The sequence below is a fragment of the Arcanobacterium hippocoleae genome (assembly GCF_040360365.1).
In the GTDB taxonomy this organism is placed as follows: Bacteria; Actinomycetota; Actinomycetes; order Actinomycetales; family Actinomycetaceae; genus Arcanobacterium_A; species Arcanobacterium_A hippocoleae_A.
In genome coordinates, this window is sequence record NZ_CP136412.1 from 1,452,181 (window position 1) to 1,466,873 (window position 14,693).

The following is a 14,693-nucleotide window of genomic DNA, read 5'->3' on the forward strand; positions in this document are numbered from 1 at the left end:
TTTGTTCTCTATGCCGTACAGCTGCGTTCGCCTGCCTTTAACTGTCGTGTCTCGCAATCAAAAGGCAGGCGAACGCATAAACTTTGCCCGAGCTGAAATGCTGGTTATGCCGCTCTGCGAGTGCTATTCCGCCGACGCACCAGCGCTAGCAGCCAGATACTGCCAGCAGCTCCCGTCAGGCCGAGAGCCAGCAGATAAGGCAGCAAGCTCGTGTTTACACCCGTCGGCGTAATATCCCGCGTATTTGTAAACACAATCTTCGTCTGTTGGTTTTCTGTTACATCGTAGTTCGTATCATTGAGCGGATCGTTGTGAACTGCACTATTTTCCGTGACGGTGAGGATATAGCCCGGTTCTTGTTTCTCGCTTACCGAGATTACGGCAGTCCCAACTGGTATGTTTTCAACTACCGCATATTCGCCGTGTTTGAGTTTCACAGGCGTGGTTTCGGTTCCAGCGGCAGCAGCTTTTACCGCTATCTCTGTACCTTGCTGTTCTCCCTGTGCGTTGTATTTCTTCGCGGTAAAGGTTTGCCCTGCAGTTATTCCCGTTGCCGGATTTGGATTCACGCGCAAGAAGAAATCGAATTCCTGCTCTCGATCTCCAAATTCGCCAGCCACGAGCTTCGAGATTTTCACACTTCCAGTAACCACTGCCGGCTTTTCTTTATCAATCATTTCGACGACGGGGATAAGTTCCGGCTTATTCGCCAAAGTACCCACAAAGCTCTGGAACTTGTTATTGCTTGGCACATACAACGGCACATCCACTGGATCAGTCATTGGTTTATTACTGTTAGCGAATTCAATCAGTTTTTCGTAGACTTCTTTGATTTGCTTATTTTGCGGTTCAAGAATTCCGCCAAAACCGTGCTGATCTTGCCCTGTAGCCTTTTCTAACGCTTTCAAATCAAATGAATCCGTAAAGTTATAAATCGCAAGCTGCGTCACCGTGCGGAAAGCGGTATCGCTGATTCCATTTTGCAGATTTTTCTTATTATTCGGGTATCCGGCATACAGAACGCGCTGAATTGCGTCGGCGAATTTTTCCGGATCCTTAATCTTTGGATTACTTGCGTAGGAAAGCAACATATCCTTTCCATACTTGGCGGTATATGTAGGCGCAGGATTAAAACCGTCAGGATCGACTGTATCGCCGTAGTCGTAAGAATCCGTTGGCTGCTTCAAAGAAATATTGAAGCAGTAAATCACTTCATCTCCAGCAGTTGACGAAGAATCGCTCTTCCGGTCGATATAGTAATTCTTGCCGTATGGAGTTGTTCCCCACGAATAGGTGTCGTCCATGAAATCGCTGTATGCCTTTAACGGTTTTGCCTCAGCGACGGCGTATTTACTCCACTCAATCCACTTACCATTCTCAGCTTTCAGGTATGCCTTACCATCTGCAATCTTGAAGACAATATTCTTCGCAATGCCGTATCCCTGAGGTGCTTTTGTTTCCACAAATGTGTAGACACCAGCGGCGAGTGTTACATCTTTAGCCTGACCGCTCTCCCAAGTTTCTTTTCGTTTCGCAGAATCCGGCACTTGGTTAACATGTTCACCCTCATAGATTGCAAGCGTTGCGCCAGGAAGTTCTTTCCCGAGCTGCCCATCAGCAAACTTACTGAAGCGCACCTTTACATCTTTTCCGGCTGGGATTTTCTCGTTCTTAATTACGAGAGTTTTGTTCTCATCAGCAAGACTGTAGATTGATAAAAATGGTGACTTTAACTGAATCTCACCTTGCGGCGTGACCGTAAACGTTACAGGCGCATCTGCCGTCTTATACCCGACAGGGGAGGCAGTCTCTTTCAATATATATGTTCCTGGTTTCAGTGATTTCTCAATATCCACAGTTTTAGAGCTGTTAATTGTCTGTACATCAGCCGAATCAGTGGTATTTGTAATAGTAAAGGAAGCAGAATCTAACCTGTTTCCGCTCTCATCTACTTTCCGGAACTTCACTAACTGTGGTATTGCAGGGATTGAATCATCACCAATACTGAACGTGATTTTATGTGTTGTAAATCCGCCCGTGCTAATCTCTTCGCTATTAATCTTAATATCTTCACGTTGCACTTCTTTGAAATTACCATTTTCCGCAGAAACAAGAGCTGCCTGCCCTGAAGGTTTAATCCAAATATAAGCTGGCTGCATTGCTTGATAACCAGACGGTGCAGTTGTTTCTTCAAGCTTATACAAACCAGACACTATTGCAGGCCATCCCTCTACGGGGTCAGTGGTCCATGTTTGTCCTGCTTTTACGTCCTTTTCACTATGACCATTCGCGCCTGTTTTCACCTTATAGGTGAAATAATTCGAAGTTCCTTTATTTGCAAAGTTCATCACCTGAAATCGGTCTGTAATTCCATTGGAGTTAGCTTTTAAATACGCTTTCAATACTGGGTCAGTTTTTTCGCTGACACGAGTGAAAGTAAAGCCCGCATTGTCCAGTTTTGTATCAGTATTTACCTGGTCATGTTTTTCCACATCAACAACTCGTTCACGTAAAATGAGCGCCACAATAGCCTGATACTCATCAGCTTTTTCACCCTTAGGATTGCCGACAACAATATCGACATCATTAGGAACAGGATAAAGTAAAAAATTACGCTCATCGGTTAGCCACTGAAAGTATTTCATCATCTCATTGAAATGTTGATGTACTTTTGATTCACCTTGTAGATAATCAGCAATATTTTTAGTATCATCCCAATCTTCAGTCTTATCCCAGTCAGTCCACCAGTGGATTGCACGCTGTGTGGCAAATGACGCTTCATCCTCAGTTAAACCAAATTCTTCCCTTTTCTTCGAAGCATCCATTGGATACCCGTGATATAACGCAAAGACCACAGCATGCGCAGCTAACTCCCGGTTATCCTTACGCGGAGTAGTAAAATAATTCCCAAGTGACTTTCTATCTGCGAGACGACCAACAGAATAAGGATATTCTTCATAGAATCCTGGAACTGTTTTCGTTTTATTTAGACAATAACCATCCGTAACCCAGCTATCCTCTTCCGGATGAGTTAACCTCAAATACGCGTGCGTCAATTTACTGTCACTATACGGATATGCCCCCACCCGCCAATTTTGAGCTTTTTCTTCATCATTTGCTGATGCCGACGGTAAACCACTCAACATCCCCGCAAGCAGGGAAGATGCGAGAATAAACGCCAAGATTAAGCGGATCCACGCCTGTTTCGCTATACTTGTTCCGAATTGAGTATTACTCATGTCCATTACTGCTCTTTCTTGCCGTCGCATTACGCTAACCTTTCATTACCACACGCCAACTATTGACAAATACTTACGCTTATACATTTCTTTCACTGCTTCTCTGCCCGTCGTTCCGGTAAAAACCCGTGACGAAACACAGACAATCTATCCGCCGCATATTGCCAGCACCGTCGCTGACGCCGCACTCATAACAGTCTGTATTCGCTCATACCGCTCCACCTCCAGGCAGAGTTGTGCTTTCCCTTTGTTTTCACTAACGGGAGAAGCAGCTGCAACAAGCTTTCCATACACCAGAATCCGCCCGTTCGTTGAAGCGTCATAGCACGTTGATAACACCACAATCCGCTCATTATCAGAAAGCGCAATATCCCGATATTGCCGGGCTTTTCCTGCACTCGTGCAAGCAGCATCTCACGCTCAGATGCAGTGTTTATATTGGGATTAAATAAGACGTGGTCATAAGCATCTGTTTCCGCACAAGCAAACACTTCTATCTGCTCAGTCACACCTGGACGCAGCAACTTCCCTGCACGGTGCTGCGCAAAATATTCCGGTTCACAGAACTTGGGCAAAGAACCAAACATCGCGTCCGCTTCCATATGATGCCCGTAAATAATACTGTAGGGGTCGCTGAAGTCGGGGCGATTCCGATAATCCAAAAGATACTTCCTGCCAGTGAAAAATCACCTGACACGTCGCGGTTTATGTACTCCATATTCGATTCACCCTGAAGCACCGGAAAATCAATCGGTGTATCAGGAATTTCGATCCACGCCGCCACATCCGGATTTACGGCACGCAGCTCGGAAAAAGATAGCCCGTTGCCGCCGTCGGGCTTATATCCCATGACTTCAGCACTAACACCAGCCTTGTGATAAATGTTCAACACATCCCATAAGCCAAGACCGCCATAAAGTCCGGTCAGCGCCAGGATCAGAATAATTCCAAGATTCACTAAACGGTCAATGCCGCGCAAGGCACGGATCCCAATCTGTTTACCCATCAGATTCCCCTCCGACGGAACAGATTAATCACGTTTCCACGTACAGATTCTTCACATACTGCTCCGATTAAACGCGAATCAGTCGTAAAAGGCCGGTTATCGCCAAGAATAAAATAACAGCCCTCCGGCACCTGATAAGGCGTTTCCACCCCGCCAGGCACCGGATTAGTCGGAAGATAGATTGCTTCCTGCTGCGCTGCACCGTTGACAATTAATTCGCCGCGGTCACTAAAATCAACACTATCGCCGCCCATTGCAGCTACGCGGCCGATCAGGCGGGAATTCCGGACATCGTACACAACCACATCTCCAACTACCGGATTCCCAGATAAGCGATAAAACAGTGCAATATCACCGTCACGCACACCCGGGAACATTGCTTCTCCTTGCACAAATACAACGCCAAACACCCATGTAAAGAGTGCTGCGATTATTCCAACCGCAACGGCAACTTTTATTCCAAGACGCAACAGCAACTGCCGTACAGCAGAACGCGGAAGAGAATCGGCAGCCGAACCTGGAAAATCATCAGTCATATCAGGGGAGACTGTGCTGGGAGCATCAGCAGTTACGTTATCGTGTGTTTTCCGCTCCGCACTCCCGCTCTGATTATCCGAATCTTGTTCCGCAATCATCACAAGCCCCTTTGCCGCTGCGTTCCTGAATCTTTTTCTCAGCCCGCTTTACTGGCTGCTGAAACGTTTCGCAATTCCCGTATCTGCTCTGTTAATCGAGCCGGAAGCTGTTATTTTTACCTCGAAAATAACGGCGTGCAATAACTGCGAACAGCACGCCCGAACCAAGTAAAAGCACGCCTGCGCCAATGGCAGTGTTCAGCGCAGCACCCGTTTTCGGCAATCCCGACGAATCTTTCGGTAAATCCGGCATTTTTGGTGCAGCTGTGAAATGGATTCGCGTAGCTTTCTCGTCACTGCCGGCACGATGGGCGGTAACTGATACTGTGCCCTGTAAATCTTCGACTTTCACCGTTAACGCATAGGACAGCGGATCAATTGACCACCGCGAAACCGCGTCGGGATTTACGACTTGCAGCGTATAGTGATATTCACCGACCTCAGTGAACGTGATTGGAGCAAAGAGAGCTGATTTCAGATGGGTATCCTGTGCCGCACTCACTCGAACTTGCGGATTTTCCGGCAGGGGAGTGCCAGGTGCAGCATGAAGCTCGAATGTGAAGACACCGGCAGGCACACCATCCAGATTTGCATTTTCCGGCACACTGACCTCAACTGCCGGAAGAATGACTGAATTCCCGCCCGGTTCGGATGTCTGCCCATATGTCTGCCCATATGCAGCTGATCCGAGACTCGGTATCAGTACTCCTACCAGCGCTAATATACCAATTAACGACTTTCGTACATGCAGTTTCACTAACAAACAACCCCTCATTAAGAGCCAACTACTTTTTAAAAGCCAACTACGCAAAAACCATCTCCCCATTACTCACTCGGACCCGCTGAAAACGCCGCGTGCCCGCCGCAGCTCTGAGAGAAGCAACCACCCTGATACTTCGGTGTTCTTTTCGATGTTGACCTGTACCGGGGTGGGGTACTGGAATCAGCAATTACCTTTGCACCCCACCCGCAGCAGGAATCTGTTATCACACATCTCGCTGCGCCTGCGCTGCAGCAGCTGTGTTCCCGGATTAAGCCTGGCGCTGCTTCATCCGACGGGAAACAAACCATGCACCGCCAATAGCAACAACAGCTAAAGCGACGAGATACGGAGCGACGTTCAGCAGCACACCAGTCGGTGTAATTGGATTACGGGTGTTAGTAAATTTCACTGCGCTATCTTTATCAGCCATCGCCTGATTCTGCACTTCGCTGCTTGCCTGCTCAGCTTCGGTGTTCACCTGAACTTTCGCCGTATAGTTAGCGTTCGGAGTTTCGCTGACGCTATAGGTCATCCCTTGAGGCAGCCCTGAAAGAACAAAATTCTCGCCATTCTTCAACTTGAAAGTAGTCTCTTTACCTACCGTCACTTCTGCAGGATTGCTCGAATTGGCAACTGGCTGATTATCTTTAATAGTCTTGGCAGTCAGCTTAGTGACGCCTGAGTTCGCAAGCGTATTTACAGTCACGTTAAACTCGAATTCTGCATTCTCATCAACAAAGGCAGTAGTATCTTCAACAATCTTGCTGATAGTCAAAGAATGAGACTTATACTTGTTATTGAAAACAATCGGAGCCTTATTGCCAACAGTCTTACCATCTGTAGTGTCGTAACCAACAAGATACTTCACATTCCCATCATTACCAACATACACATCAAGCAAGAACTGCTTATCATCTACAGTAACGCCAGGAACTTGTGTAGCCATTTCTTTAACTACATAGCGCTGAATTGTATTCTTTTGATCCGCATAATCAACATTCTGTTTTTCATTGAAATTATAGGATGCTGAAGTAGTAGCAGTAGCTACTTCATTCTTAAGTTTTTCCTCACCAGTAAACTGCGCATTATTAACATTATTAGATAGCTGCTTACCTGCTTTTACAGGCAATCCACTTATGGTTGTTCCATCAGCAACTTCTGCAGCAGTAATCGTGAAACCAAAGGTCGCGGCAGGTACACTCGTGCCTTTTTCTACCGTCATCGTCTTTTTAATCGACAGATTGCCGCTATTAGTGACTTCACCATCAGCAAACGCCGCACCAGCACCCATGCTCAAAGTCAGCGAAGCAACTATCGCATATGCCATCAGTTTTATTCTCTTCATAAAACTACCTTCCCCAGAAAAACAAACACATCACACACCAAACGCCCCAATGCGGATGGCTTACATTGCCGCAGCACCAACACATAAACTGGCACTAGTGTGCTTAAACACATTTCCGATAAAATGCACTAAAACGGTAACAAAACCCCCCCGCAACTCCATAGATAATTGGCGGGTTCTAGGAAATAGTGCACTGCCTTGATATGAATTCCTGACGTGGGAAGATATATTTTCAGATACTGTAAACATAAATAAACATGTTTCATCTCACACAATTTGGTATTTGCACGGCAGAGCGTACAACCATGTACAGCTGTTAAATCCGGGAATAAAATTTTACAAAACTGCTCATATTGCCATAGCGCACAAAGCACACAGGCAAAGCATGACACAACGCCAGAACATCTAAAAGCAGGAGAATGAAACCACTGAAACCTACTTCATCAAGCCTCAGACGAGAAATCAACAGCAACACAAATAACTAACAATACTTCCGCAACCATTACAAACATCCGCGGAAAATAATTCGCTGCATTTGCGGAAAAATAAATAATTTTACACAACTAGCGAGTCAAGAAGCTGCTCTTATTCCAAAACCTGCGGCAGAAACTTGTATCCATTACACAAGCGGTGCGTGATTGGGAGGCGATCCAGCTATAGCTGCTGCCGGGTCGATATTGCGGGCAACGGTGTCGATAGCGGTTAGGCAGACGCAAATCAGTGTGATTTCTTGGTGTGGTGTTTCGTTTGCTCCGATGAGGGGGTTGACCTGTTTCGCACGAATTTGATGAGTTCTATATTGGTGGGCTATTTGTCAAAAGGTTGAAGCGTACTGGGTTTTGTTTGCTTCTTATGTTGTCGCTACTGGCTTGGTTTTGCTGGTAGCGTTTTTAGCATAGTAGATGTTTTCTATTTCTACTGGCGTGCGGTAGTCGAGAGCCTCGTGTAAGCGGCGGGTGTTGTACCAGTAAACCCAGTTGAACGTAGCGAATTCTACGTCCATCAAACTCGCCCAAGGCTGGCTATAGATCAACTCGGTCTTATATAACCCGTTCACTGTCTCGGCTAAAGCGTTATCGTAAGAATCTCCCACAGTGCCAGTAGAAGGTTTAATCCCGTAATCAGCGAGCTTCTCGTTATATGTGATAGACACGTATTGAGAGCCGTGATCACTATGATGAACCAAGCCTGTGGTTGAGCGGGCGTTCCAGATCGCTTGCTTCAAAGCCTGCAGTGGCAGCGCTTCAGTTGTCATGGAATCCGACAATGCCCAGCCCACAATCTTGCGCGAGAACACGTCGGTAACAAACGCCGCATAGACGAAACCGTTAGAGGTTCGCACGTAGGTAATGTCAGCAACCCACAACCGGTTCGGAGCTGCAGCCCTAAACTCGCGCTGGACGAGATCCGGGCGAGTATCAACATCCTCACCTTGCGTGTGATGATCGGGTTCTTGCCCTTGCGTTTACCTGCCACACAAGCCAAGGCCATGATCTGGCGGGTTTGCTCACTCCCAATGGCAATCCCTTGCTGTTTGAGCGCATGTCACATCTTGCCTACCCCATACACGCCGTAATTCTCGGCGTGAATCTCTTAGTCTCATTAAGCGGATCCTCTAGACGGGTGGCAGGACGGCCAGCGGCGAGCTTCTCGTTCAACGGGTCGGGCTTCGCACCCGCGCGGACGCGGCGTCCGCCACGATTCATATCATATTTTGACACTGTTTCACTTCACTCTCACTAATAAGGCATTCTGAGTTTCTCTTGTCTGTTATTTGTTGCTATCCAGAAGCCGTATAGCGTAGTGATAAATGGAACAGATATTCGGACCGCCCAGAAGAGCAAAGGAATCAACATGAAGGCACTAAACTCTAGATATAAAACCATAATTGTCACACTTCTAGCAGCTTCACTCACTTTCGGGGTATCAGGTATCGCTAGTGCAGGGAGGTCACATTACCTACGTCCCCTTCGAGCATCGATGCCGCGGAAGATGCAACAATAACCTACCCCGAACCATCTAAAGAAGATGTTCTACTCTACGGCACCGATAACCCTGAAACCGTTTATTTACTAAATCAAATGAGTAACGAGTTTGCCCATTATGGAAATATTGGTACCTACGACGATTTAGTGGTAGACCCTGACACTCAATTGCTTCCGGGGGCTATTACAACGCAGAGCTGGAGTTCATTCGCTTCATGTGCAGGAAACGGACTAGCTAAAAGCTTCGGACTGGACGTCCTCAAACGAGCTTTCAATAGTGAAGTACGGAGCGCGCTTAAATCGCGTCAGTGGAAAGTTGCATCCTCTATTATGCATCGCAATCTAACAAAAACCTTGGTAAAAAGGGCGCCTCTTTTGTTATTAAGAAGATAGCTTCTAAAGCACTCCCAGGCGGATTACCGGGACAAATCGCATGGCAAGTTGGAAAATGCGCTTTTAAAGAGATTTGGTAGAAACATGACTAATAAGAAAAAGTACACGGATCTCCCCAAGCCCCTAGCTTTCGTATTTACTGTCATTGCAGTCCTTGTAATACCACTACCTTTTGCAGCATACCTTGGCGGTATCGACTGGATCACTCAGGGATCTCAGGCAGGGTTGAGGGAATTCATAGTCGCTTATCTTCTAGGTCTTGGGCTGCTGATCGTCGGTCTCGGAGTTGCTATCTTTCGTGGTCGCAAGGAGAAAGACGACAAAATAACTCGGTAGGCTCACCGCCGTTCCACAATGAAAATAGAAGCATTAAGCACATCCAAGCATCACACCTGTCTATCCAGCTCAGGGGTTAACACCCGTTTGATTCCAGAATTTTCCACACGAAAGGTCCGGCCCGCTGACCTCCACTAGACGCGTAGAGATCCGATACCACCATCAACATCGACCAGCCATGGGACGACGGCCTCCACATCCGAAAAGGCTGGGCAGGACGCTACAAATCGGCTGATGGACTACGACGAAACCGAACCTGCAGACTCTCCATACAAGATGTTCAACCAGAGCATCATGGAATAGATCGAAACCATCACCGAGGAAGAAGCGATGGCCCGGATTTCCAAGATGAATGGCGACTAACGAGTCACAACACTAGTATCCGCGCTCGTCGTACATCGACGCCCCACTTTTGGCTAGCCTCTTCCAGCCTACGCACAATCTGATCCGGTGTGTGCTTACTAGACTTCTCCACCATTCACCCATTCTCCCTGGCTACCTGCCAGGGCATATATGGACGACACTCAAGTGACCCAGAGCTAAAGACCTGGGTCACTCCACTTGCTAGATCTGCAAGCGCAATAATCTGCAGAATCTAAGTTTTTTCAGAAACGTGATAAAGCTTGCGGCATCCAGCCTGTCATCACTGATGCATATCCCAGCAAGGGCGAAATGGTTAAATTCGGGGGAGTCTATAAGACGTTGTGCTTCCATAGGAAGTAGCGATATTGCTCTACACTTCTCTACCGACCCAGCCTCACATATTGTGAAATATTGATATCCTTTCGGGCGACCTTGAGAGTCAATCTAATCATAAACAATGAGTTCTAACAAGTCTAGTTCAGCACAGTTATCAACGCGTATCGACATTGCTCTTTCGCGCTCATAATGTATCATATTCCAAACTTTGGGAGCTGGAGCATTTTCCTCATCGAGAGCCTCCGGTTTATTAAGAAGCACACTAAAGATTGGATCCTCGAACACGCTCACCTCACGCGTTCCTTGAGAAAGGCGTAGCAGGATAGCTGACTGGCTATCTCCAGAAGTGCGATGATATCTTGCGAGCAACCCGAAAGACCCAGGGTAGCGCTAAAAATCGCCAGGCTAACTAACTAGCGACAATTTGAATCGTTTCAGCATGAAGCAAACAATCACTTTCCCACTGTGACCAGATCCCAGAAAATGGCAGCGCCAACTCAGGTAAGTAGCATTGCGACCTCGGCAAAGCTACTGACCCGGATTGCCCGTCCAGATGCCGCTGACCATAGCACGCAAAACTAATCCTTGAACATTGAATCTTAGGGAGAGGATTCTCATCGGTCATTAAACTGAAGAAATCCTGAAGACGCGCCTCGCTCTTTCGGTTTTTACCCGACATGCCAACTGAATAGGGCTCGCACACCACAGCTAGTTCCGTTACTTCACATTGAGCAATTCGCCTAATCGTTTCCCTAAGCACAAGAGAATTGGGCCGAATGGAACTGGATAATCACTATCGCACAAAAAATCTAGATGCAAACCTCTAGCTAGAAAATCTCCTGCAAGAAGCGAATGGTCGTTATACACGAACTGGGTACTCCACAGACCGGCATAGGTATCCCTCTCACCTTCAAACCCCAGGGCACGAGACAAGAGATAAAATTCATCAGCAATGTCGCGCGAAAAATCGCAACCCCCACTTGAACTAACCACATTGTCTTTGATTTGCACTTGCAGTGAGTGAAATCGCATGGCCTATCCTCATCGCTCAATTCAATTTAAGCCCCGCAAGAAAGAGTAACTACATTACCGTTGTGATACCCCAAAGGTTTTTGAGTTCCAGGTGCAAACCCTTCCCCGTAGGTATACCACTTTGTACTCTTGGTTCCATTGCATCGATACCGAGCAACCGCAGCCTTTCCCCTGCCACCGCCTGGCCACACCAATACCCTGCCAGACGAAGCCTTGGTGGAATATCCGAACCACCCTGTTTTCGCTTTTAGCGTTGACTTCACCTCCATTTTACAGCTCGCGCCACTAATAAGAGTCCACGACACATGTCCAGAGACCTCTGATCCTGATTTGTGAGCGTTATGTGCATCGATACGCCCAATGAACCTTGCAGCGCGTGTTGCAGTCATAGGCTGGATTGTGTTGTCTGCAGCATCGTTGCCACCAACATAGCGATAAGAACCCTCAGTCTGAGATGGAAACTCGTAGCTGTCACTTAAACCTAAATAGGCTACCGATTGTTCACTTTGGGGAGTTAGCTCAGAGGCGGAAGCCATAGTTGAAGTTGGCAACATCAAAGCTATTCCAATGGCAGTAACCTGAAACAACTTGGAAATCTTCATTTTTTATCTCCGTCACCGTCGACATTGACTGTTGAGTGTTATGTGCTCGGATGATGCACTAACCCAACTCTAGATGAGGCTAACCTAACTATCTACGATTTTGTATGCATTCACAGCACTAAAAGTCCACGCGAGTCGTAAACCGAGGTGCCCGCGTGGGCGTTGCCGCCTCGGATGATTCGGTCGAGGGCCATGATGAGGGCGACGATGCCGTCGATTTTCTCGGTGAATTTTTGTTTGTCAGGTTTGATGTTGCCTGCCGGGTCTTGGCAGACAGTGATGCTGTCAGCCATCCACACCAACACCGAGTGCCCGCCATGGGCGAGCCGTCCTTCGAGGGCGAGTTTCATGAGTTCTTTGGACGCTGGGCCATGTCTTTAAAGCCTTGCCCGAACGGCACCACCGTAAAACCGAGCCCTTCGAGGTTTTGGCTCATTTGGACGGCGCCCCACCGGTCGTAGGCAATCTCGCGAATATTGTATTTGAGCCCGAGTTGTTCAATCCCGTGTTCAAATATGGTCATAGTGAACCACGTTGCCCTCGTTGGTTTCGCGGAATCCTTGCCGATGCCACAAATCGTATGGCACGTGATCACGGGCCGCCATAAGCAACTATTTTTGGCACTTAGCCCGCCAGATCACAAAAACCCAAGCACAAACACCACTAACACGACAAAAGACGCCCACCTCGATACCTTGTATCAAAATGAGCGTCCAAATGGTGTTCCTCGCAGGCTTTGCCTGCTCGTCAACCATTTCCTTGGTCTCGGAAATGCAAGCGAGCTTGCATTTCACTCAGCCTGCGTCGTGGTTACTCAGACGTTCATTTTGATACAAGCCGGATTTTGGGTGCAGACCGTGGGGTTTGGGTGCAAGTTGATGATTTACTAGCCGCGTACCGTTTTCTTTCACACAAGCACCCACACAACTCCATTATTCATACCAACAATCTATAGCGCTCATATCAGCAGGTGAGGCACCGCTGCGATTACGCGTTCAATATATGTAACCTGTTTCACCGAGTCTGTGCCCCGCATTTTTAGGCTAGTTAAGTTCTACCCTGTTGAAGATATGGGTGGCGGCGGCAAGTAACGCAATGATTAGCACAGTGCTGCTCGTCAAGGGCCAGGCCCAAGGTATTTGAAGCGTGTTTTGGGCGAGGTTATTGATTAGGCTGGTGAGGCCCAGTGGGGTTTCGTTGCCCTGCTGGGTGAATATCGCTGAGACCATTATCAGCAGGTAGGCTGCGAATCCGGCTCCCAGTGGCATACCAACACCTTGTTTGAGGGTTGCCGCGACAATTTGGATGCCGTGAATCAATATGATTTGCACTGCCCAAACCAAACTCGCCAGCATGATTGGGGCAAGGTTTGCGTCTGGGAATAGTGGCACGGTTCCTACCCAAGTCAAAGCAGCGCTGAAAACGGCAAGGAACAAGGTGAATAACCAGCTGGTAAAGGCCGAGCTGATGAGGTAATGCGAGCGGCGCACGCTGCCAGGGAAGATGAAAGGAATATCACCGTTGCCGGTAAGCGCACTGCAGCTAAAGGCGTTCATTGCGACCAGGACGATGGTAAGGACTTGGGTGAGGTGCTTTATCCATCCAGCGTAGGCTTGCTGCCAGGAAGGTTCGGGCATTGAATCTAGTAGCGCTGTTACTTCTGGCCCGGCCAGGAATTTGATGATGTGCGGCGTGTATTGGGTAAACAATCCCTGGGTGAGAGCAAGGACGGCGAACACCCCGGCGATAATCCACGTACCATAAGAACGCAGCAGCCAGATAGCCTGATAGCGCCAAATCAAGTAGAAACTCGATGTATTCACGATTATTTGCCGCCTTCCTTGGTTAGTTTGGTGAACAGTTCATCCAGACCGGTCAAGGTGGGGCGAATCTGTGCCTGAGCGTCAAGAGCACAAATAGCGTCCGTCACTGCCGTAGCAAGGTCTGAGCGCACGGTGACGTTAAGCGTGACGTGCTTAGTTTGTTGAGCGAGAAGCTCCTCTAACGGTCCTTGCGCGAGCAGGTTGCCGCGATGCAAGATGCCCACATGGGTGGAGACGTTGGCAACGTCGGTGAGAATGTGAGAAGAAAATATTATCGTCACGTCCCCAGTCAGCTCACGCAGTAACGCCAGGACGTCTGCTCTGCCTATCGGGTCGAGCGCGCTAGTTGGCTCGTCTATTAACAGTAGTTTCGGTGCGCCAATTAGTGCAGCTGCTATCCCTAACCGTTGTTTCATACCTCTGGAAAAAGAACCAACTCGCCCTGGCGCCCGATTAAGGTTAACCAGATTCAGCAGCTCACCGCTTCGTTCCGCCGCCAGGTCTGGAGTGATTCCGCTGAGCCTGGCCAGGGTGATGAGTGCATCCTTAGCGCCAAGCCATGGGCTGATTTGGGGAACGTCGGGCAGGTAGGAAACACCGGGGACGGGTTTGACTGGAAGTTTGCCGTGTTCTGCGCCCAGCACGGTGGCACTACCGCTACTGGCAGCAGCCAGGCCTGCAAGAATCCGCAACGTGGTGGTCTTACCAGCCCCGTTTGCCCCCACAAACCCATAGCAAGACCCTTTCGGAACCTGCAGATTGATGCTGTTTAACACTCGATGTTTACCAAAAGATTTCGACAAATCCCTGGTGGCAACCGCTAAATCCATACTCA

General features: G+C 48.1%; 11 protein-coding genes and 3 pseudogenes. 2 read left to right on the top strand and 12 right to left on the bottom strand.

Features of this window, described 5'->3' with window-relative positions; translation table 11 throughout:
- Positions 1 to 104: 104 nt before the first annotated feature.
- Positions 105 to 3,239, bottom strand: a complete 3,135-nt coding sequence (locus RQN30_RS07525; RefSeq protein WP_353059946.1) for a Cys-Gln thioester bond-forming surface protein — start codon at positions 3,237 to 3,239, stop codon at positions 105 to 107.
- On the opposite strand from RQN30_RS07525, the gene RQN30_RS07530 reads away from it, so the two are divergent.
- Positions 3,238 to 3,564, top strand: a complete 327-nt coding sequence (locus RQN30_RS07530) for a hypothetical protein (RefSeq protein ID WP_353059947.1) — start codon at positions 3,238 to 3,240, stop codon at positions 3,562 to 3,564. The genes RQN30_RS07525 and RQN30_RS07530 overlap by 2 nt on opposite strands.
- 180 nt (positions 3,565 to 3,744) lie before the next feature.
- On the opposite strand, the gene RQN30_RS07535 is transcribed toward RQN30_RS07530, so the two are convergent.
- From RQN30_RS07535 to RQN30_RS07560, 6 genes and pseudogenes are all read right to left on the bottom strand, one after another.
- Positions 3,745 to 4,245, bottom strand: a complete 501-nt coding sequence (locus RQN30_RS07535; RefSeq protein WP_353059948.1) for a hypothetical protein — start codon at positions 4,243 to 4,245, stop codon at positions 3,745 to 3,747.
- Complete coding sequence (gene lepB, locus RQN30_RS07540) at positions 4,245 to 4,880, bottom strand: signal peptidase I (protein WP_353059949.1); 636 nt, start codon at positions 4,878 to 4,880, stop codon at positions 4,245 to 4,247. The genes RQN30_RS07535 and lepB overlap by 1 nt, the downstream gene beginning before the upstream one ends.
- Positions 4,881 to 4,971: 91 nt before the next feature.
- Positions 4,972 to 5,637, bottom strand: coding sequence for a Spy0128 family protein (locus RQN30_RS07545; protein ID WP_353059950.1), 666 nt, complete (start codon positions 5,635 to 5,637; stop codon positions 4,972 to 4,974).
- 274 nt (positions 5,638 to 5,911) lie between these two features.
- Positions 5,912 to 6,988, bottom strand: coding sequence for a QVPTGV class sortase B protein-sorting domain-containing protein (locus RQN30_RS07550; RefSeq protein ID WP_353059951.1), 1,077 nt, complete (start codon positions 6,986 to 6,988; stop codon positions 5,912 to 5,914).
- Between the two features lie 850 nt (positions 6,989 to 7,838).
- A pseudogene (locus tag RQN30_RS07555) lies at positions 7,839 to 8,578 on the bottom strand (IS3 family transposase); the annotation flags it as partial.
- A 14-nt stretch (positions 8,579 to 8,592) separates the two neighbouring features.
- Positions 8,593 to 8,694 (bottom strand): annotated as a pseudogene (locus RQN30_RS07560) (terminase); the annotation flags it as partial.
- 720 nt (positions 8,695 to 9,414) lie between these two features.
- On the opposite strand from RQN30_RS07560, the gene RQN30_RS07565 reads away from it, so the two are divergent.
- A complete protein-coding gene (locus RQN30_RS07565) occupies positions 9,415 to 9,702 on the top strand; it encodes a hypothetical protein (protein ID WP_353059952.1) in 288 nt (95 codons plus the stop codon).
- A 1,416-nt stretch (positions 9,703 to 11,118) separates the two neighbouring features.
- On the opposite strand, the gene RQN30_RS07570 is transcribed toward RQN30_RS07565, so the two are convergent.
- The 5 genes and pseudogenes from RQN30_RS07570 to RQN30_RS07590 all read right to left on the bottom strand — a co-directional run bounded on the left by RQN30_RS07570 (position 11,119) and on the right by RQN30_RS07590 (position 14,688).
- Positions 11,119 to 11,433: a hypothetical protein gene (locus tag RQN30_RS07570; protein WP_353059953.1), complete on the bottom strand. Its 315-nt coding sequence runs from the start codon at positions 11,431 to 11,433 to the stop codon at positions 11,119 to 11,121.
- Positions 11,434 to 11,459: 26 nt separating this feature from the next.
- Positions 11,460 to 12,035, bottom strand: a complete 576-nt coding sequence (locus RQN30_RS07575; RefSeq protein WP_353059954.1) for a hypothetical protein — start codon at positions 12,033 to 12,035, stop codon at positions 11,460 to 11,462.
- A 110-nt stretch (positions 12,036 to 12,145) separates the two neighbouring features.
- A pseudogene (locus tag RQN30_RS07580) lies at positions 12,146 to 12,643 on the bottom strand (terminase TerL endonuclease subunit); the annotation flags it as partial.
- Positions 12,644 to 13,078: 435 nt separating this feature from the next.
- The gene (locus RQN30_RS07585) at positions 13,079 to 13,858 is read right to left on the bottom strand and encodes a hypothetical protein (protein ID WP_353059955.1); all 780 of its coding nucleotides are present in this window, start codon (positions 13,856 to 13,858) and stop codon (positions 13,079 to 13,081) included.
- Between the two features lie 2 nt (positions 13,859 to 13,860).
- Positions 13,861 to 14,688, bottom strand: a complete 828-nt coding sequence (locus tag RQN30_RS07590; RefSeq protein WP_353059956.1) for an ABC transporter ATP-binding protein — start codon at positions 14,686 to 14,688, stop codon at positions 13,861 to 13,863.
- Positions 14,689 to 14,693: the final 5 nt, after the last annotated feature.